The sequence below is a fragment of the Modestobacter sp. SYSU DS0511 genome (assembly GCF_054050755.1).
Map to the genome: position 1 here is coordinate 111,229 of NZ_JBJGZY010000003.1, position 18,275 is coordinate 129,503.

An 18,275-nucleotide genomic window follows, 5' to 3' on the forward strand; every position below is an offset into this window, starting at 1 on the left:
GGCCCCCTGGCGTGTCCTGCGTCACTCCTGCGTGGCCGTCGCGCCGGTCCGCCAGCGCCAGGCCACGGCGGTCAGCCCGGCGAAGCCCAGGCCGACCAGCAGCAGGCCCATCCCGGGCACCGTCCACTCGACCTCCGGGCTCCGGGCGGCGTCCCGCATCCCGGCCAGCGCGGTGGCCAGCACGAACACCGACAGGGCCAGCAGGCCGCCGACCGCGCCCAGCCGGGGGCGCAGCGACGGCGCGGTCACCGAGCACAGCAGGAGGGCGCCGGCGAGCAGCAGCCCACCGAGCAGCGCGAGCCCGGGCCGCTCCAGCAGCGCCTGCGGCCCCTCGACGGTCACCACCGTCTCCAGCCCGGTCACCGGATCGGCCACCACCCGGTCGGGGACGTCGGCGGCGGGCAGCGCCAGGCAGAGCACCCCGACGACGCCGAGCACCACCGCCGACCCGGCCAGCACCGGCCGCACCGGGTCCAGCGTCCCGGCGTCCTCCATCACGGTGCGCCCCCACGCCACGAGGGCGACCCCGCCGGCCAGCACGGTCAGGCCGAGGGCGACCAGGCCGAGCACCCATCCTGCACCGGTCTCCACCGAGCTGGTGAGCACGCGCTCACCGGCCAGCACCTCGACCGCCGGGCGGGCGGTGGAGCCGTGCCCCTGGTGCAGCTCGATCAGCAGCCGGCCGACCGCCAGCGCACCGCTCACCGCCGCGTAGGCCAACCCCAGCCGCGGCACCCGCCCCAGGGCCAGCACCACCCCGACCAGCAGGGCCGCCAGCGGGCCGATCAGCGCCACCAGGGCATCGAGCGGGCCGGTGACGAGGTCGATCGTGGTCCCGCCGACCGTCAGGTAGGTCGGGAAGACGCCGACGGCGCCGACCAGGCCGGCGAGGGCGAGGAGCACCCCGGCGACCCGGGCGAGCGGCGGGACCGTCCCGACGACCAGCGGGTCACCGGCAGGGCGGGCCGCCGGCCGGCGGGCCGGCCGGGCAGCACTGCTGGACGCCCGGCGGGCGCTCGGCCGGCCGGTCGTGGAACGGGCAGGCGCGCGGTCGCGGGCGGGCACGGTTCCCCCTCGGAGGTCACTGGGTCGGTCGTGTCGCATGGCAGTTGTGTGACGTCCGGCACACGGGGGCATTACGGTCCCCGAACCGAGCACACCACGAGTGCACGCGGCGCCCCCGGCGCCGGGCCGGACGGGCGGAGGGAGACCAGGTGCACACCACCGACCCACCCTCTCCCCCAGCGTGGCACGCCCGTGCGACCGGAGCCGCCACCGACGTACCGGACCGGACGGCTTCGGCCCGCTCCGGCCTGCGGTCACTGGTCAGCCCGATCGCGCTGACCGGCGGCCTCACCGAGCTGGCCTGGGTCGGCGCCCACGCACTGCTCTACCCCCTCGGCGCCCGCACCGAACCGGTGCGCGCCGACGGCCGGTACCGCCCGGGCACCCAGCCCCCCGGGGTGCGCGCCCTGTTCGCCGATGACCCGCTGGCCGCCCGGATCCCGGTCGTCCTGGTGCACGGCCTGGTCGACAACCGGTCGGTCTTCGCGATCATGCGGCGCAGCCTGCGGCGGCGCGGCTTCGCCCAGGTCTGCTCCTGGAACTACGGCCCGCTGGTGCGGGACGTGGCCGGCGCGGCGGAGGCCCTCGGCCGGCACGTCGAGCGGGTGTGCAGCGAGACCGGGCACGAACGGGTGCACGTGGTCGGGCACAGCCTGGGCGGGCTGATCGCCCGGTACATGGTGCAGCGGCTCGGCGGCGACGCCCGGGTGGAGTCGCTGGTCACCCTGGGCACCCCGCACGGCGGCTCGCGGTGGGCGCACGTGCTGCCGACCCCGCTGATCCGCCAGCTCCGGCCCGGGTCCCCCCTGCTTCGGGAGCTGGCGATGCCCGCGCCGGGCTGCCGCACCCCCGTCACCGCCGTCTACAGCGATCTGGACCAGGTCGTCGTCCCCTCGACCGCCGGCCGGTGCGAGCACCCCGACCTGCGGGTCCGCAACGTGCTGGTCCGCGGCGTGGGGCACATGTCCCTGCCGATCCACCGAGCCGTCGTCGACGAGGTCGCCGCGACGCTGGCCGGGCAGCGGAGCGCCGCCCCCGCCGACCCTCCCGTCGCCGCCTGAGGCGGCATTCCTGCGCCCCGTGTGGCGTGTGTCGTCACGCAGCGCACACTGCTGCGACACGTGTCGTCAGGTCGTTGTCCGGCCCCCCGACCGTGGTTAGCGTCCGCAATGACATCGATGGCATTCGCCCGGAGACGTCGACGCACAGCCTGTGCGCAGCCCGGTCGCCCTCCCCGGTGACCGGCGCCCGCCAGGCACCCCGGCTCCCCCCGGGGTGCCGCCCCCGGAAGGTGCCCGTTGACCCGACTGCGCGAGCTCGTGGGCCGGACCACATCGGCGTCCGACGCCGACCTGGGCACCGACGACGCCTGGGACGGCGACTGGGCACCCGGCCCGGACTGGGACGAGTCGGACTGGGACGGGAGCTGGGCCGAGCTCGACGCCGACCCGGACAGCACGCCGGAGGACGACGAGGGCCCGCGGGACGACGCCGGCGAGGACCGGACCCGCGCGCCGCGCCGCCGGGTCGGCGTCCCCCACCTCCGCGTCCCCCACCTCCCCCGCCTCCGCCGCCCCCGGCTCCCCCGCCCGACCGCCGCCCGCCGCCCCCCGGGCCGTCGCGGACCGGTGCTGCTCGCCGTCGCCGTCGCCGGCGCCCTCGGGGCGGCGCTGCTGGGCGGCACCACCGACACCGCGCCGGTGGCCTCCGGGCAGGACTACGGCCTGGGCGTCGAGGACGTCAGCTTCGCCGGCGGGGTGGACGTCGCGGCCGCGCGGGGGGAGATCAGCCAGGCCGAGGCTGCCGCGCGGCTGGGCGAGATCGCGGCGTCCCGTGCGGCACGCGAGCCCGACTTCGTCGTCCCGACCACCGGCCGGCTGACCACCTGCTTCTGCATGCGCTGGGGCACCATGCACTGGGGCCTGGACCTGGCCGCACCGCTGGGCACCCCGATCTACTCGGCCGCCGACGGCGTGGTGCTGCGCGCCGGCCCGGCGTCGGGCTACGGCAACGCGGTCTACATCCAGGACGCCGACGGCAACGTGCACATCTACGGGCACATGCGCTACTACAGCGTCGAGGCCGGCGACGTCGTCTCCGCCGGCGAGCAGATCGCCAAGGTCGGCAACCAGGGGCAGTCGACCGGCCCCCACCTGCACTACGAGATCCACGTCGGCGGGATGAACGGCAAGCCCACCGACCCCGAGGAGTGGCTGGCCGAGCGCGGGCTCTCCGTCCGCTGACCGCTGGGCTCAGGTGCCCGGCAGGCGCAGCAGGACCCACTGGTAGCGATCGTCCCGCTCGCCACCGGCGGCCCACACCTCCGACCGCGCCACCTCGCCGTGCCGGCTCAGCAGGTCGACCAGCCGCCCGGGCGACCGGAAGCTGAAGAAGCGCGGCGGGTCGAACGCGTCGGAGGCGAGCGGTCCTTCCACGTCGGCCCGCAGCAGCGCGGTGAACTCCTGCCGGCGACGCACCCGCTCGGGGTCGAGCGGCCGGGTGCTCCGCCCGGCCGCGTCGCGGTCGTACCAGGCGGCGAGATCGGCCTCCCGCTCACCGCCCGGCACGTCGTCGCCTACAGCTTGACCAGCGGGGCGTAGCGCAGCACGAGGCGCTTGGTGCCGCCGGAGCCGAAGTCGACCGTCGCCTGGGCCTTGTCCCCGGCGCCATTGACCTCGACCACGGTGCCCAGCCCGAAGGCGTCGTGACTGACCCGGTCGCCGACGTCGACGTTGATGACGGCGCGCTTGCCCGCCCCGCCGCGCAGCCCGCCGGTGGACAGCCCGGTCGCGGCGACCCGCTGCTGGGCCGACGACAGCGGGGTGGACGGCGCCGGCTGCAGGTTGGCCCACTGCACGGTGTCGGCGGGGAGCTCGTCGAGGAACCTGGACGGCGGGTTGTAGGCCGGCTGACCCCAGTTGGTGCGCACCGTGGCCCGGGAGAGGAACAGCCGCTGCTGGGCCCGGGTGATGCCCACGTAGGCCAGGCGGCGCTCCTCCTCCAGCTCCTTGGGGTCGCCGAGGGCGCGCAGGTGCGGGAAGACGCCGTCCTCCAGCCCGGTGAGGAAGACCACCGGGAACTCCAGGCCCTTCGCGGTGTGCAGGGTCATCAGGGTGACCACCCCGGCGTCGGCTCCGTCCTCCCCTCCGGGGCCCCCGGGGATCTGGTCGGCGTCGGCCACCAGCGACACCTGCTCCAGGAAGTCGGTGACCGTGCCGCCGGGCGAGGCCGCCTCGAACTCGGCGGCGACCGAGATCAGCTCGTTGAGGTTGTCGACCCGCCCCTCGTCCTGCGGGTCGGTGCTGGCGGACAGCTCGGCCAGGTACCCGGTGCGGTCGAGGATGCTCTCCAGCAGCGCCGCCGGGCCCGAGCCGGTCTCGACCAGCTGCTCGAACTCCTCCAGCAGGGCGACGAACTCCTGCAGCGCCTTGAGCGAGCGCGGGGCGAGCGTGGTGATCTCCGAGCAGCGGCGCAGCGCGGTGCCGAAGGCGATCCGCTCACGGTCGGCGAACTGCTCGATGCAGGACTCGGCCTTGTCGCCGATCCCCCGCTTGGGCACGTTGATGATCCGGCGCAGGCTGACCACGTCGGCCGGGTTGGCGACGAGCTTCAGGTAGGCCAGCGCGTCGCGGACCTCCTTGCGCTCGTAGAAGCGCACCCCGCCGACCACCTTGTAGGGCATGCCGACCCGGATGAACACCTCCTCGAACACCCGGGAGGCGTTGTTGGTGCGGTAGAAGACCGCGATGTCGGCCGGCCGGGCCTTGCCCTCGTCGGTGAGCGCGTCGATCTGCTCGGCGACCCAGGCCGCCTCGTCGTGCTCGTTCTCGGCGACGTAGCCGGAGATCAGCTCGCCGTCGCCGGCGTCGGACCACAGGTTCTTGGGCCGGCGGGAGGTGTTCTTCGCGATGACGGTGTTGGCGGCCCGGAGGATCCGCTGCGTGGAGCGGTAGTTCTGCTCCAGCACGATCGTCGTGGCGTCGGGGTAGTCGCGCTCGAACTCGTCGATGTTGCGGATCGTGGCGCCGCGGAAGGCGTAGATCGACTGGTCGGCGTCACCGACGACGCACAGCTCGGCCTGCGGCACCGGCCCGCCGGGGCCACCGGCCAGCTCCCGCACCAGCATGTACTGGGCGTGGTTGGTGTCCTGGTACTCGTCGACCAGCACGTGCCGGAACCGACGGCGGTAGTGCTCGGCGACGTCCGGGAACGCCTGCAGCAGGTTGACGGTGGTCATGATCAGGTCGTCGAAGTCCATCGCGTGCGCCTCGCGCAGCCGCCGCTGGTAGAGCGTGTACGCCTCCTTGAGCACCTTCTCCGGCGCCGTCTGGGGGCTGAAGGACTCCTCGTCGACCAGCTCGTTCTTCAGGTTCGACACCTGGTTGGCCAGGCTCCGCCCGGGGTAGCGCTTGGCGTCGAGGTCGAGGTCACGGGCGACCATCGTCATCAGGCGCACCGAGTCGCCCTGGTCGTAGATGGTGAACGAGCTCTTCATGCCGAGCTTGGCGGCCTCGGCGCGCAGGATGCGCACGCACATCGAGTGGAAGGTCGACACCCACATCGCCCGCGCGCGGGGCCCCACGAGGGCCGCGACGCGCTCCTTCATCTCCCCGGCGGCCTTGTTGGTGAAGGTGATCGCCATGATCTCGCCCGGCTGCACCCCCCGGGCGCCGAGCAGGTAGGCGATCCGGTGGGTGAGCACCCGCGTCTTGCCCGAGCCGGCCCCGGCCACGATGAGCAGCGGGCTGCCCTCGTGGACGACGGCGTCGCGCTGGGGGCCGTTCAGGCCGGCGAGCATCCGGTCGAGCTCCCGCCCGGTCTGGCCGGGAGTGGAGCGCGCGAGCGCGGCGGTGCCGGGGAGGGAGATCTGCGGGCTGCTCATGTCCCCGCCACTGTAAGCCGGACGGGTGACGGTCCCGGGCGCCGTGCACCGGGTGTGACGCGCGGGGCGGGTGGCGCCCCAGGCGTCGTCCGTGTCACAATCGACGCGTGCTGCGCCACCGCGAGTTTTACTACGGCCACCGGGTTCCGGTGTCCGTCACCGCTGGCTGAGCAGCCACCGCACACGACGCCCCGGGCCCGATGGCCCCGGGGCGTTTCTCGTCTTGCGGGGTCCGACGGCCCTCCCCACCCCGGAGGTCCCGATGAGCACCACCCTCTCCCCCGTCACCGCCCAGCCGACCGCTCCGGCCGACGACCGGATCGGCGCGCTGCGCAGCGAGATCGACGCCTGCGACGCCCAGATCATCGAGCTGGTGCAGCGTCGGCTGGCGATCTCCCAGGAGATCGGCTCCCTGCGCACCGCCTCGGGCGGGATGCGGCTCAACCTCTCGCGTGAGCGCCAGGTGCTCGCCCGGTTCCGCAGCGCGCTCGGCCCCGACGGCGCCGCGCTCGGGATGATGCTGCTCCGCCAGGGCCGCGGCCGGCTCTGAGGGAGCACCCCCTCGCGGGCTCGGGGCAGGCCTCGGGACGGGGCCTTAGGCTGCGGCGCGTGATGCCGCTGCCGACCGCCCCTGCCGAGCACGTCGAGCGCGCCCTGTGCGTGCTGGCCCACCCCGACGACGTCGACTTCGGCAGCGCCGGGACCATCGCCACCTGGACCGCGGCGGGCACCGAGGTGACCTACTGCATGGTCACCGACGGCGACGCGGGCGGCTTCGACGACACCCCCCGGGACCGGATGGGCCCGCTGCGCCGGGAGGAGCAGACCGCTGCCGCGGCCGCGGTCGGGGTCAGCGACGTGCGGTTCCTCGGGTACCCCGACGGGCGGCTGGAGCTCTCCCTGGACCTGCGCCGGGACATCGCCCGGGTGATCCGCCAGGTGCGTCCGCAGCGGGTGCTCACCAGCTCACCCGAGCGGTTCTGGGAGCGGATCGGGGCCAGCCACCCCGACCACATGATCGTCGGTGAGTCCACGCTGCGCGCCGTCTACCCCGACGCCCGCAACCCGTTCGCCTTCCCCGAGCTGCTGGCCGACGAGGGCCTCGAGGAGTGGACGGTGTCGGAGGTGTGGCTGGGTGGCGGCCCGCGCTCGGACCACGCCGTCGACGTGACCGACGTGCTGGACCGCAAGCTCGCGGCGCTGCGCTCGCACGCCAGCCAGGTCTCCCACTGGCCCGAGGGCCAGCTGGAGGAGTTCCTGACCGGCTGGATGCGGGAGAACGCGCGCGCCCACGGCCTACCCGAGGGCCGGCTCGCCGAGTCCTTCCAGGTGGTCCACACCGCCTAGAGCAGGCGGTTGGTCGCCGCCCAGCGGGTGAGCTCGTTGCGGTTGGACAGCTGCAGCTTGCGCAGCACGTTCGAGGCGTGCGACTCGACGGTCTTGACCGAGATGAACAGCCGCTGGCCGATCTCCCGGTAGGTGTAGCCGCGGGCCAGCAGCTGCATCACCTCCCGTTCCCGGGCCGAGAGCAGGTCCAGGCCGGGGTCGACGGCCGGGTCCGCGCTGGTGGGCGCCGCGACGGCGCCAGCGGCGGCGAAGGCGTCGAGCACGAAACCCGCCAGCCGGGGGCTGAACACCACGTCGTCCTCGGCGACCCGGCGCACCGCGTCGCGCAGCTCCGCGCCGGAGATGGTCTTGGTGACGTAGCCGCGGGCGCCGGCGCGGATGACCGCGATGACGTCCTCGGCGGCGTCGGAGACCGACAACGCCAGCCAGCGGGTCCGCGGCAGCTCCGCGCGCAGCGCCTCGAGCACCGCCTGCCCGTTGCCGCCGGGCAGGTGCACGTCGAGCAGGACGACGTCGGGCGCCGCGGCGCGGATGCCGGAGATCGCGGTGGCCACGTCGGCGGCCTCACCGACGACCTCGACGTCGTCGCCGAGCTCGGTGCGGACCCCGGCCCGGACCATCGCGTGGTCGTCGACCAGGAAGACGCGGATCGGCGCGCTCACGCGGACACCCCCGCCTCGCGCGGGAGACACAGCTCCACCTCGGTCCCCTCTCCTGGTGCTGAACGCACCGTCGCAGTTCCGTCGAGCCGGGTGAGCCGGCCCACCACCGAGTCGCGCAGGCCCCGGCGGTCCCCGGGCACCGCAGCCGGGTCGAAGCCGGTGCCCCGGTCCCGCACGAAGACCGTCACCGTCGCCGGCGTCACCTCGGAGTAGAGCGACACCCGGGGAGCGCCCGAGTGCTTGGCGGCGTTCACCACCGCCTCCTTCGCGGCCTGTCCCAACGCGGCGACCGCGTCGTCGACCGGCAGGTCGCCGACGACCACCGGGTCGACCGCGACGGCGTGGTCGGCCTCGACCTCGGCGACCAGCCGGGCGACGAGCCCGGCCCAGGTGCCGCCGGTGGCCACCGTGGGCTCGTACAACCACGCGCGCAGCTCGCGCTCCTGGCTGCGGGCCAGCCGCCCGACCACGGTCGGGTCCTCCGCGTGCCGCTGGATGAGCGCCAGGGTCTGCAGCACCGAGTCGTGCAGGTGCGCGGCGACCGCGGCGCGCTCCTCGGAGCGGATGCGGGCGGCACGCTCGGTCGCCCGCTGGTCGAGCAGCCGGCGCCACAACGGGGCGGTCGCCAGCACCAGGCCGACCAGGATCACCACGGTGGCGGTGAAGCCGTTGCGGGCGTTGGCCAGCTGCCCCGTGGTGGCCAGCAGCAGCACCACCCCGACCACGCCGACGGCGACGCCGGCGGCCAGCGCCCAGCGGCTGGTGCGGCGGGACCGCGACGTGTCGGTGTCGGTCTGCCGCCAGATGACCGCCAGGCCGGTCCCGGCCAGGGCCAGCGGCACGACGACGTCGTAGCCGCCGAAGGTGAGCAGCTGGGAGACCAGCCCGAAGGCGGCGAAGGAGAGCAGCGCCAGCAGGATCAGCTGCCGCCGGCTGGGGCGCTCGCCGATCACGGCGGCCGGGGCCCCGTCGTCGGACTCCTCGACGACGGGCATCGTCAGCCAGAGGAGCGCGTACGCGACGACCCCGACCCCGGCGAAGGCCAGCCCGGTGATGACGACGCGGACCACCAGCGGGTCCAGGCGCAAGTGCGCAGCCGTGCCCGCGGCGACCCCGGCGAGCAGCCGGCCGGAGGCCGGGCGCGCGAGCGGGGGCCGGGCGCCGCGGCCCACGGGGGGCCGGGCGGTCGGCGCGGTGCTGGTGGTCACGGATCGATGGTGTCACCGCCTGCCGTGCCCGCACACCGGTGATCACCCGGAGTGCGGGCACGGCACGGTCCGGGTCGCCCGGGGCGGGTGGGATCAGGGTCGGTCCAGGGGGTTCCCCGATACCGCTGTGCCGTCGGGGTGAGCAGGCTGGGGCCATGTCCTCAGCACTCCCTCCCTCCGCGCCACCCCCGACGGCCGAGCAGCCGCCGGGCTCCTGGCCTCCGCCGCCGCCCGACCCGGCGCCCCGCCCGCAGCTGCGCCGCAGCCGCACCGACAAGGTGATCGGCGGCGTCGCCGGCGGCCTCGCCGACTACACCGGCGTCGACGCCTTGCTCTGGCGGGTCGGCGCGATCGCGCTCACCCTCGCCGGCGGCAGCGGGATCGTGATCTACGTCCTGCTGTGGCTGCTGATGCCTGCGGCGCCGGCCGTGCAACCGGGTGCCCAGGCCCCGCGCCCGCCGTCCGGCCCGCGCTCGCCGGTTCCGGGGGTGACCGTCGCGGCGTTGCTGATCGTCCTCGGCATCGGGGTGCTGGTCACGCAGTTCACCGACCTCGACCTCGGGGCACGCGGTTTCCTCGGCAGCGCGCTGCTCGTCATCGGCGTCGGCCTGGTGGTCGGCGCCCTGACGGGCGTGGGGCGTGGCGCCAAGGGCGGCCTGATCACCCTCGGGTTGCTGCTCTCCGCGGCCCTGCTGATCGCCTCGACGGTGCAGCTGCCCAACGGCGAGATGGGCGACCGCACCTACCGGCCGATGACCGCCGCCGCCGTGCAGTCGGAGTACGAGCACGGGGCAGGGGACCTCACCCTCGACCTCAGCGAGCTCGACCTGGCCGACCGAGACCGGGCCATCCGCACGAGCGTGGACTCCGGCCTGGGTGACGTCCGGGTCCTGGTGCCCTTCTCGGCCGACGTCCAGGTGAGCGTGGACAACGCCATCGGCGACGTGGCGCTGTTCGGGGACTCCCTGGAGTCCGGGTTCTTCCCGGGGTACGGCGAAGACTGGAGCGACGACGGCGACCCGGAGATCGTGCTCACGATCTCCCTCGGTGCCGGGAGCGTGGAGGTGTCCCGTGGCTGAGCACGACCCCTACGGCCGCCAGCAGACCGAGGTGTTCCCCAGCGGCGCCTCCCCGACCGACCCGCCGGCCCGCCGGCGTGACCTGGACACGACCGCCCTGGTCGCCGGCGTGTTCTTCGTCGGCCTCGCCGTCCTGTTCATGACCGGCGTGACCCTGCCGCTGAGCTGGTTCGAGCACGGCTTCAGCTGGGTGCTGCTGATCGGCGCCGGGCTGGCCCTCCTGGTCAACGAGCTGCGCCGGGCCCGCCGACGTGGATGAGCGCGGTCGAGCTGCACGTGGGCCCGGGGAGCGGTCGCTCCCCGGGCCCACGTCAGATGCTGACCGTGGCCAGGGCGACCGTGCCGACGTAGATGAGCGGGAGCAGCAGGCCCTCGAACCCGATGCCCTTCCGGTCCCGCATCACCAGCCCGGCGGTGAGCACCGCGATCAGCAGCATGGTGCCGCCCAGCAGCACCAGGCTGGTCGAGCCGGCGTCCCGGTACAGGGAGCCGTTGACGTAGCCCAGGTCCGCGACGGCGACCATCAGCATGTCGAAGACGTTGCCCCCGACGATGTTGCCGACCCCGAGGGTCAGCTGCCCCATCCGCACCGCCGTGACCAGCACGACCAGCTCGGGCAGCGAGCTCACGGCCGTGGTCAGCGTGAACCCGATGATGCCGCCCTCCAGACCGGTTCCGGCGGCGACACCGAGACCGGCCTGCCCGACGATCCAGCCGGCGACCCCCACGATCAGCCCCAGCCCGGCCAGCGTGGCCCACAGCCGCCGGGTCGAGCGACCGGAGCCCTCCTCCTCGTCGTGCGAGCCCTCCGTCGCCGCGGTGTGGGTGGGCACCCACATCGGGTGGTCGTGCATCCGGCGCAGCAGCCGCAACCCGTAGGCGTAGAGGAGCGGGATGAGCAGCGTGACCGGGTGGATCCAGCCGAGGGTCAGCTGGGGCGTCGAGTAGGCGATCACCGGCAGCGACAGCATCGCCATGAGGATCACCGACTGCATGACGTTCTCCAGCGACGCGGCGGCGTGCTCGAGGTTGGCCCGGCGGTACACCAGGTCGGCGACCGCCAGCCAGACGGTCTGCAGTGCGATGCCGCCGACCGGGTTCGCCAGCGCGAATCCGGCGTCCCCCTCCAGCGCCCCGGTCAGGACGGCGACGTTGCCCGGGAGGGAGGTCACCGCCCCCAGGAGCAGCGCACCCCCGATCGCGTCGCCGAGGCCGGTGCGGTCGGCGAGCTCGTCCGCCGCCCGGGTCAGCCGGACCCCGACGACCACGATGACCACGCCCATCAGGACCAGGGCGAGGAGGCTCGGCACGAGCGGCCACGCTCCGGCGGTCACTCGGAACCTCCAGGTGTCGACGGTCGGACCGCCGGCAACCAGATCACGACCCCCCGGCCGCCGCCACCCGAGGTGACGTTCGGCAACCGCCCCTCCGAGGGCCCGCCGCGAGCGTGCGGGCGGTGGGGTCAGGCCCCGCCGCCGCAGGGGCCCGCGGCGAGCGTGCGCACCGCGGGGGGCGGTGGGGTCCTTCGACTCACTCCCACTCGATGGTGCCCGGGGGCTTGCTCGTCACGTCGAGCACGACCCGGTTCACCTCGGCGACCTCGTTGGTGATCCGGGTGGAGATCCTCGCCAGCACGTCGTAGGGCAGCCGGGTCCAGTCGGCGGTCATCGCGTCCTCGCTGGACACCGGGCGCAGCACCACCGGGTGCCCGTAGGTGCGCCCGTCGCCCTGCACCCCCACCGAGCGGACGTCGGCGAGCAGCACCACCGGGCACTGCCAGATCTCGGTGTCCAGCTTCGCCGCGGTGAGCTCCTCGCGGGCGATCGCGTCGGCCCGGCGGAGCACGTCCAGCCGGTCGCGGGTGACCTCACCGATGATCCGGATGCCCAGGCCCGGGCCGGGGAAGGGCTGCCGCTGCACCAGGGTGTCGGGCAGGCCGAGCTGCCGGCCGACCTCGCGCACCTCGTCCTTGAACAGCGTGCGCAGCGGCTCGACCAGGGTGAAGGTGAGGTCCTCGGGCAGCCCGCCGACGTTGTGGTGGCTCTTGATGTTCGCCGTCCCGGTGCCGCCACCGGACTCGACGACGTCGGGGTAGAGCGTGCCCTGCACCAGGAAGTCCACGGTCTCCCCGTGCTCCTTGGCATCGGCGATCACGTCGAGCGCGGCCTGCTCGAAGACCCGGATGAACTCCCGGCCGATGATCTTCCGCTTGGTCTCCGGGTCGCTGACCCCGGCCAGTGCGGCGAGGAACTGGTCGCTGGCGTCCACGACCCGCAGGTCGGCGCCGGTGACCGCGACGAAGTCCCGCTCGATCTGCTCGGTCTCGCCCTCGCGCATCAGGCCGTGGTCGACGTAGACGCAGGTGAGCCGGTCGCCGATGGCCCGCTGGACCAGCGCGGCCGCCACCGCGGAGTCGACCCCGCCCGACAGCCCGCAGATGGCCCGCCGGTCGCCGATCTGCTCCCGGACCGCGGCGACCTGCTCGTCGACGACGTTGGCCATCGTCCAGCTGGGCTCCAGGCCCGCGATGTCGAACAGGAAGTGCTCGAGCACCGTCTGACCGTGCGCGGTGTGCTTCACCTCGGGGTGGAACTGCACGCCGGCCAGCCGCCGGTCGACGTCCTCGAACGCCGCGACCGGGGCACCGGTCGAGGTCGCGGTCACGGTGAACCCGGGCGGGGCCGCGCTCACCGCGTCGCCGTGGCTCATCCACACCGACTGCTCGTTCGGCATCGCACCGAACAGCCGTCCGGGGGTGGTGACGGTCAGCGGGGTGCCCCCGTACTCGCGGTCACCGGTGCGGGCGACCGTGCCTCCGAGGCTGGCGGCCATCGCCTGGAAGCCGTAGCAGATGCCGAAGGCGGGCACGCCGGCCTCGAACAGCGTGCGGTCGATCTGCGGCGCCCCCTCGGCGTAGACGCTGGAGGGGCCACCGGACAGCACGATCGCCGCCGGCTTGCGGGCCAGCAGCTCCTCGACCGGGACGTCGGAGCCGACGAGCTCGGAGTAGACCCCGGCCTCCCGGATCCGGCGGGCGATCAGCTGCGCGTACTGGGCGCCGAAGTCGACGACCAGGACGGTCGGGAAGTCCATCGTCAGCCGACCAGGTGGCCGGGGCCGACGGCGCTCTCGCCGCTGCCGCCACCGAGGACCAGGTCGACCCGCTGGAACTCCTTGAGGTCGCGGTAGCCGGTCTTGGCCATCGTGCGCCGCAGCGCGCCGAAGAGGTTGGTGCGCCCGTCGGCGGTGGCCGCCGGCCCGAGCAGCAGCTGCTCCATCGTGCCGCGCGGCTCGGCGGCACCCGAGGTGCCGCCGCGGGGCAGCCGCGGGTGGGCGGCGACCGAGTCCCACCACACACCGCCGGCCGGGGCCTCGCTCGCGGCCCGCAGCGGCTCGCCCAGCTGGACGGCGTCGGCGCCGCAGGCCAGGGCACGCGCGATCGCACCGCTGGTCTCGATCCGGCCGTTGGCGATGACGTGCACGTACCGGCCGCCGGTCTCGTCGAGGTAGTCACGGCGGGCCGCGGCGGCGTCGGCGATCGCGCTGGCCAGCGGCACCCGGACGCCCATGACGGCGTCGGCGGTGGACCAGCTGTCGGCCCCGACGCCGACGATCACGCCGGCAGCGCCGGTGCGCATCAGGTGCAGCGCGGTCTGGTAGTCGGCCGCGCCGCCGACGATCACCGGGACGTCGAGGTCGGCGATGAACTCCTTGAGGTTCAGCGCCTCCCCCGCCGTCGTCACGTGCTCGGCGGAGACGATCGTGCCCTGGATGACGAGCAGGTCGACCCCCGCCGCGAGGATCGTCGGGGCCAGCTGCAGCGTGTGCTGCGGGGAGACCCGGATCGCCGTCGTCACGCCCGAGTCGCGCAGCTCCTTGACCCGGGCGGTGATCAGGTCGGGCTTCACCGGCTCGGCGTAGACCTCCTGCAGCAGCGCGGTCGGCGGGCCGCTGTCCGGGCCGGCGGCGTCGCGCAGGCGGCGGTAGACGTCGGTCGGGTCGTCGTAGCGGGTCCACAGACCCTCGGCGTTGAGCACGCCGAGCCCACCGACCTGGCCGATCGCGATCGCGGTGGCCGGGCTGACCACGGCGTCGCTGGGGCTGGTGATCAGCGGCATCTCGAAGCGGAAGGCGTCGATCTGCCAGGCGGTGGAGACGTCGTCGTGGTCACGGGTTCGCCGGGAGGGGACGATCGACACCTCGTCCAGGTCGTAGCCCCGGCGGGCGAAGCGGTTCAGACCGATCTCGACGTTGTCGCGTACGGGCATCGGTCAGCGTCCCCGGTAGTTCGGTGCTTCGACGGTCATCTGGATGTCGTGCGGGTGGCTCTCGGTCAGCCCGGCGGACGTGATCCGGGTGAGCTGGCCGCGCTCCTGCAGGTCGGCGACGGTGGCCGCGCCCGCGTAGCCCATCCCGGCGCGCAGGCCGCCGACCAGCTGGTGGGCGACCCCGGACAGCGGGCCCCGGTAGGGCACCTGCCCCTCGATGCCCTCGGGCACGAGCTTGTCGTCGGAGAGGACGTCGTCGGCGAAGTACCGGTCCCGGCTGAAGGACTGGTTGCCACGCTTCTGCATCGCGCCCAGCGACCCCATGCCGCGGTAGGTCTTGTACTGCTTGCCGTTCATGAACACCAGCTCGCCCGGCGCCTCTTCGACGCCCGCGAACAGCCCGCCGATCATCACCGTGTCGGCGCCGGCGACCAGGGCCTTGACGATGTCGCCGGAGTACTGCAGCCCGCCGTCGGCGATGACCGGGACGCCGGCCGGACGCGCGGCGAGGCTCGCCTCGTAGATGGCGCTGATCTGCGGGACGCCGACCCCGGCCACCACCCGGGTGGTGCAGATGGAGCCGGGGCCGACCCCGACCTTGACCGCGTCCACCCCGGCGTCGATGAGCGCCTGCGCGCCGGCGCGGGTGGCGATGTTGCCGCCGACGACCTGCACGCCGTGGCCCACGTCGGCGAAGTCCCGCTTCACCCGGGCGACCATCTCCAGCACCGCGCGCTGGTGCCCGTGCGCGGTGTCGACGACGAGCACGTCGACCCCGGCGTCCACGAGCAGCCCGGCGCGCTTGTAGGCGTCCTCGCCCACGCCCAGCGCCGCACCGACCGACAGCCGGCCGTCGACGTCCTTGGTGGCGTTGGGGAACTGGTCGCGCTTGACGAAGTCCTTGACGGTGATCAGCCCGCGCAGCCGGCCGGCGTCGTCGACCAGCGGGAGCTTCTCGATCTTGTGCTGCTTGAGCAGCGCCAGGGCCCGCTCCGGGTCGACGCCCACCGGGGCGGTGACCAGCGGCATCGGCGTCATCACGTCCCGGACGAGCCGGTTCTGGTCGGTCTCGAAGCGCATGTCCCGGTTGGTCACCATGCCGACGAGCACGCCGTCGGCGTCGACCACCGGGGCCCCGGAGATCCGGTACCGGCCCGACAGCGCGTCGACCTCGGCCAGGGTGTTGTCCGGGGAACAGGTGACCGGGTTGGTCACCATGCCCGCCTCGGAGCGCTTCACCAGGTCGACCTGGCCGGCCTGGTCCTCGGCCGCGAGGTTGCGGTGCAGGACTCCGATGCCCCCGGCGCGGGCCATGGCGATCGCCATCCGCGACTCGGTGACGGTGTCCATCGCCGAGGAGAGCAGCGGGATGGCCAACCGGATGCCGCGGGTCAGCCGGGAACTCGTGTCGACGTCGGTGGGCACGATGTCCGAGGGCCCGGGGACCAGGAGCACGTCGTCGTAGGTCAGCCCCAGCGGGGCGAACTTGGCCGGCAGTTCGGGACGGTGCTCGTCGAGACCATGCGCATCGGGCTGCACGTGTCGCCACCCTCTCGGAGTTGGTGGTGGAGCGCCGCCGACGGCGCAGGGGGACCACGTCGATGGTAGGCGGAGCCCCCAGCGGCCCTGTTCCCCCGTTACCGTGGTCCGTCGGACACCGCCCCGCTGGTCACCAGCGGTGCCGGTGCCACCACAGGAGCAGGACCGGGCGAGGAGGACACGTGGACGCGTGGGACGCAGCTGACGGGTTCCCCGACCGCGACTTCGGCGGGGAGTTCGGGCCCGACCCCGACGGCGGACCGGGCCACCCGCCGCTGACCATGGAGGAGCGGGCGGGGGTGCTCGACGACCTCGCCGAGCTGGAGGTCTTCCGCACCCTGCTGGAGCCCACGGGCGTCAAGGGCATCGTCGTCGACTGCCAGGACTGCCAGGAGGAGCACCACGTCGACTGGGCGCTGATGCAGGCCAACCTGCGCCAGCTGCTCGACGAGGGGCAGACCGGCCGGCACGAGCCGCCGTTCGACCCGAACCCGGACGACTACGTCAGCTGGGACTACGCCAGCGGCTACGCCGACGGGATCGCGGCGCTCGCCGAGCGCGAGGAGCCGACCGGCCGGCACGGCACCGGCGGCCGGCACGCCCGCGACGAGTAGCCGCCACGGAGAACTGCGCGTCAGCGCATCGGCGAGGCGGTGGCGGACCCGCAGGGTCCCCGGCGCAACGCCGGCAACGGCTCAGCGGCGCCCGGGGACGGCTCCTGGCCGCGGTGCGGTCCGGTAGGACCGCAGTGTCAGGTCATCATGCCGCGGCGGAAGCCGGTGGCGACCGCCTCGGCGCGGTCCTTGGCGCCCAGCTTGCGGAACAGCCGCCGGGCGTGGGTCTTGATGGTGTCCTCGGACAGGTAGAGCTCGCGGCCGATCTGGGCATTGCTCTTGCCCTGGCTCATGCCGGTGAGCACCTGCATCTCCCGCATGGAGAGCGCGACGGCGGGGGTCTCGGGCACCGTCGAGCGGACGGTCGTGGGGGCGAGCCCGGCGAGCGGGGTCGCCCCGCCCCAGGACGGCCCGGACGACGGCCCGCCGGAACCGGCCAGCACCTGGTGCGGCGCGCGCGGCGCCGGTGCCAGCGACGGCGGCCGGCCCGGCTCGTTGCGCAGGCCGGTGCGGGACAGGCCCAGGCCCAGTTCGAGCGGGCTGGCGTCCCACCGCAGGTAGCCGCGGGCGCCGGCGGCGACGGCGGCCCGCACGGAGTCGGCGTCGTCGGGGGCGCCGAGGACCAGGACCCGCAGCGCGGGGTGGGCGCGGAGCACCTGGGTGGCCACGGACAGACCGCTGTCGGTGGCCCGCTGGGTGCCGACGAGCAGGACGTCGGGCAGCCGGTTGTCCAGCCGCGCCAGCAGTGCGGCCGGGTCACCGACCGCTTCGACCCGAGCGACGAACGGCAGGGCGAGGAGCCGGCCGGCGACCTCGTCGCGCACCCGGCGACGCTCGTCGAACACCCAGACCACGGCGCCTGCGCCGCCGTTGCCGCGCATCCTGTCCTCGATCACCGCGTGCTCCCGTTCTGCGCCGGCGGGGAGCCGGCGCGTACCGGTCCGGGCGAGCGCCCGGTCCGATGGTCGGGAACGAGGTGCGCCCCGCTCCCAGGGGTGCCGCCACCTCCGACCCCCGGACGGGTGTCGGGGTGTCCCCCACCCCGGTGGTCGGCACTCCCTGTGACCACCTTGATCGCCGGGGTGACGAGAGGACAGCGCCCGTCACCCCCGGGGGTGAGACCTGCACGGACGTCGCCGGCCGGGGGCGACGCGATGCACATCCCGGGAGATCCCGCACGATGAAACGTGATCAGCCGTGTTTGCCGCCGACTGCACGGGGGCACCCGCTGCTCCGTGACCGGGCAGACCCCCCGGTGCACCCGAGCCGAGGAGGTCCAATGGCCGACATCCGCCGACTGCCCACCCCCGTCGCCGAGGTCTGGGACTGGCAGCTGCACGGCGCCTGCCGGGGCGAGAGCACCTCGCTGTTCTTCCACCCCGACGGCGAGCGCGGCCCGGCACGCGCCCGCCGCCAGGCCGCCGCCAAGGCCGTCTGCGGAACGTGCCCCGTCATCGACGCGTGCCTCAAGCACGCGCTCGCCGTCCGCGAGCCCTACGGGGTCTGGGGCGGCATGAGCGAGGAGGAGCGGACCCGGCTGATCGCAGCCGAGCCCGCCGCCATCGCCGCCGGGGTCTGAGCACCGGGGTCAGCGCCGCTGGGCGGGGACAC

Annotated in this window: 18 protein-coding genes; 8 read left to right on the forward strand and 10 right to left on the reverse strand. The window is 74.4% G+C overall.

Translation table 11 applies throughout. The features are described from left to right. Positions 1–21: 21 nt before the first annotated feature. The gene (locus ACI783_RS02635) at positions 22–1,065 is read right to left on the reverse strand and encodes a hypothetical protein (RefSeq protein ID WP_457139010.1); all 1,044 of its coding nucleotides are present in this window, start codon (positions 1,063–1,065) and stop codon (positions 22–24) included. Between the two features lie 149 nt (positions 1,066–1,214). Here ACI783_RS02635 and ACI783_RS02640 point away from each other — a divergent pair, with 149 nt between their 5' ends. Both ACI783_RS02640 and ACI783_RS02645 read left to right on the forward strand, forming a co-directional pair. Next, positions 1,215–2,126 (forward strand): esterase/lipase family protein, encoded by a 912-nt coding sequence (locus ACI783_RS02640; protein WP_457139011.1) that lies wholly within the window; start codon positions 1,215–1,217, stop codon positions 2,124–2,126. Positions 2,127–2,363: 237 nt separating this feature from the next. Then, the gene (locus ACI783_RS02645) at positions 2,364–3,308 is read left to right on the forward strand and encodes a M23 family metallopeptidase (RefSeq protein ID WP_457139012.1); all 945 of its coding nucleotides are present in this window, start codon (positions 2,364–2,366) and stop codon (positions 3,306–3,308) included. A 9-nt stretch (positions 3,309–3,317) separates the two neighbouring features. Here the strand turns inward: ACI783_RS02645 and ACI783_RS02650 are convergent, their stop codons facing one another. Beyond that, a complete protein-coding gene (locus ACI783_RS02650; protein ID WP_457139013.1) occupies positions 3,318–3,632 on the reverse strand; it encodes a hypothetical protein in 315 nt (104 codons plus the stop codon). Positions 3,633–3,640: 8 nt separating this feature from the next. After that, the gene (gene pcrA, locus ACI783_RS02655) at positions 3,641–5,947 is read right to left on the reverse strand and encodes a DNA helicase PcrA (RefSeq protein ID WP_457139014.1); all 2,307 of its coding nucleotides are present in this window, start codon (positions 5,945–5,947) and stop codon (positions 3,641–3,643) included. A 262-nt stretch (positions 5,948–6,209) separates the two neighbouring features. On the opposite strand from pcrA, the gene ACI783_RS02660 reads away from it, so the two are divergent. Both ACI783_RS02660 and ACI783_RS02665 read left to right on the forward strand, forming a co-directional pair. Next, positions 6,210–6,497 (forward strand): chorismate mutase, encoded by a 288-nt coding sequence (locus ACI783_RS02660; protein ID WP_457139015.1) that lies wholly within the window; start codon positions 6,210–6,212, stop codon positions 6,495–6,497. Positions 6,498–6,559: 62 nt separating this feature from the next. Continuing rightward, complete coding sequence (locus ACI783_RS02665) at positions 6,560–7,294, forward strand: PIG-L deacetylase family protein (protein ID WP_457139060.1); 735 nt, start codon at positions 6,560–6,562, stop codon at positions 7,292–7,294. Here ACI783_RS02665 and ACI783_RS02670 read toward each other — a convergent pair. Continuing rightward, positions 7,291–7,956, reverse strand: coding sequence for a response regulator (locus tag ACI783_RS02670; protein ID WP_457139016.1), 666 nt, complete (start codon positions 7,954–7,956; stop codon positions 7,291–7,293). The genes ACI783_RS02665 and ACI783_RS02670 overlap by 4 nt on opposite strands. After that, positions 7,953–9,164, reverse strand: a complete 1,212-nt coding sequence (locus tag ACI783_RS02675; protein ID WP_457139017.1) for an ATP-binding protein — start codon at positions 9,162–9,164, stop codon at positions 7,953–7,955. The genes ACI783_RS02670 and ACI783_RS02675 overlap by 4 nt, the downstream gene beginning before the upstream one ends. 155 nt (positions 9,165–9,319) lie before the next feature. Here ACI783_RS02675 and ACI783_RS02680 point away from each other — a divergent pair, with 155 nt between their 5' ends. Continuing rightward, on the forward strand, positions 9,320–10,243 hold the full coding sequence (locus tag ACI783_RS02680) for a PspC domain-containing protein (RefSeq protein WP_457139018.1): 924 nt from the start codon (positions 9,320–9,322) through the stop codon (positions 10,241–10,243). Continuing rightward, positions 10,236–10,502: a hypothetical protein gene (locus ACI783_RS02685; protein ID WP_457139019.1), complete on the forward strand. Its 267-nt coding sequence runs from the start codon at positions 10,236–10,238 to the stop codon at positions 10,500–10,502. Before ACI783_RS02680 ends, ACI783_RS02685 begins: the two co-directional genes overlap by 8 nt. Positions 10,503–10,554: 52 nt before the next feature. On the opposite strand, the gene ACI783_RS02690 is transcribed toward ACI783_RS02685, so the two are convergent. The 4 genes from ACI783_RS02690 to guaB all read right to left on the reverse strand — a co-directional run bounded on the left by ACI783_RS02690 (position 10,555) and on the right by guaB (position 16,050). Next, the gene (locus tag ACI783_RS02690; protein WP_457139020.1) at positions 10,555–11,553 is read right to left on the reverse strand and encodes a sodium:calcium antiporter; all 999 of its coding nucleotides are present in this window, start codon (positions 11,551–11,553) and stop codon (positions 10,555–10,557) included. Between the two features lie 220 nt (positions 11,554–11,773). Next, complete coding sequence (guaA, locus tag ACI783_RS02695; protein WP_457139021.1) at positions 11,774–13,336, reverse strand: glutamine-hydrolyzing GMP synthase; 1,563 nt, start codon at positions 13,334–13,336, stop codon at positions 11,774–11,776. A 2-nt stretch (positions 13,337–13,338) separates the two neighbouring features. Then, positions 13,339–14,511: a GuaB3 family IMP dehydrogenase-related protein gene (locus ACI783_RS02700; protein WP_457084271.1), complete on the reverse strand. Its 1,173-nt coding sequence runs from the start codon at positions 14,509–14,511 to the stop codon at positions 13,339–13,341. 3 nt (positions 14,512–14,514) lie between these two features. Continuing rightward, positions 14,515–16,050 (reverse strand): IMP dehydrogenase, encoded by a 1,536-nt coding sequence (gene guaB, locus ACI783_RS02705; protein WP_457139022.1) that lies wholly within the window; start codon positions 16,048–16,050, stop codon positions 14,515–14,517. A gap of 182 nt (positions 16,051–16,232) precedes the next feature. Here guaB and ACI783_RS02710 point away from each other — a divergent pair, with 182 nt between their 5' ends. Beyond that, complete coding sequence (locus tag ACI783_RS02710) at positions 16,233–16,664, forward strand: DUF5319 family protein (protein ID WP_457084267.1); 432 nt, start codon at positions 16,233–16,235, stop codon at positions 16,662–16,664. Between the two features lie 137 nt (positions 16,665–16,801). Here the strand turns inward: ACI783_RS02710 and ACI783_RS02715 are convergent, their stop codons facing one another. Then, positions 16,802–17,560, reverse strand: coding sequence for a response regulator transcription factor (locus ACI783_RS02715; protein ID WP_457139023.1), 759 nt, complete (start codon positions 17,558–17,560; stop codon positions 16,802–16,804). 383 nt (positions 17,561–17,943) lie between these two features. Between ACI783_RS02715 and ACI783_RS02720 the strand changes: the two genes are divergently transcribed. Continuing rightward, the gene (locus tag ACI783_RS02720; protein WP_457063782.1) at positions 17,944–18,243 is read left to right on the forward strand and encodes a WhiB family transcriptional regulator; all 300 of its coding nucleotides are present in this window, start codon (positions 17,944–17,946) and stop codon (positions 18,241–18,243) included. Positions 18,244–18,275: the final 32 nt, after the last annotated feature.

Bases quoted from the DNA above. Each gene is read 5' to 3' on its own strand.
- pcrA (WP_457139014.1), bottom strand. From the start codon at position 5,947: ATGAGCAGCCCGCAGATCTCCCTCCCCGGCACCGCCGCGCTCGCGCGC.
- ACI783_RS02660 (WP_457139015.1), top strand. From the start codon at position 6,210: ATGAGCACCACCCTCTCCCCCGTCACCGCCCAGCCGACCGCTCCGGCC.
- ACI783_RS02665 (WP_457139060.1), top strand. From the start codon at position 6,560: ATGCCGCTGCCGACCGCCCCTGCCGAGCACGTCGAGCGCGCCCTGTGC.
- ACI783_RS02680 (WP_457139018.1), top strand. From the start codon at position 9,320: ATGTCCTCAGCACTCCCTCCCTCCGCGCCACCCCCGACGGCCGAGCAG.
- guaA (WP_457139021.1), bottom strand. From the start codon at position 13,336: ATGGACTTCCCGACCGTCCTGGTCGTCGACTTCGGCGCCCAGTACGCG.
- ACI783_RS02700 (WP_457084271.1), bottom strand. From the start codon at position 14,511: ATGCCCGTACGCGACAACGTCGAGATCGGTCTGAACCGCTTCGCCCGC.
- ACI783_RS02720 (WP_457063782.1), top strand. From the start codon at position 17,944: ATGGCCGACATCCGCCGACTGCCCACCCCCGTCGCCGAGGTCTGGGAC.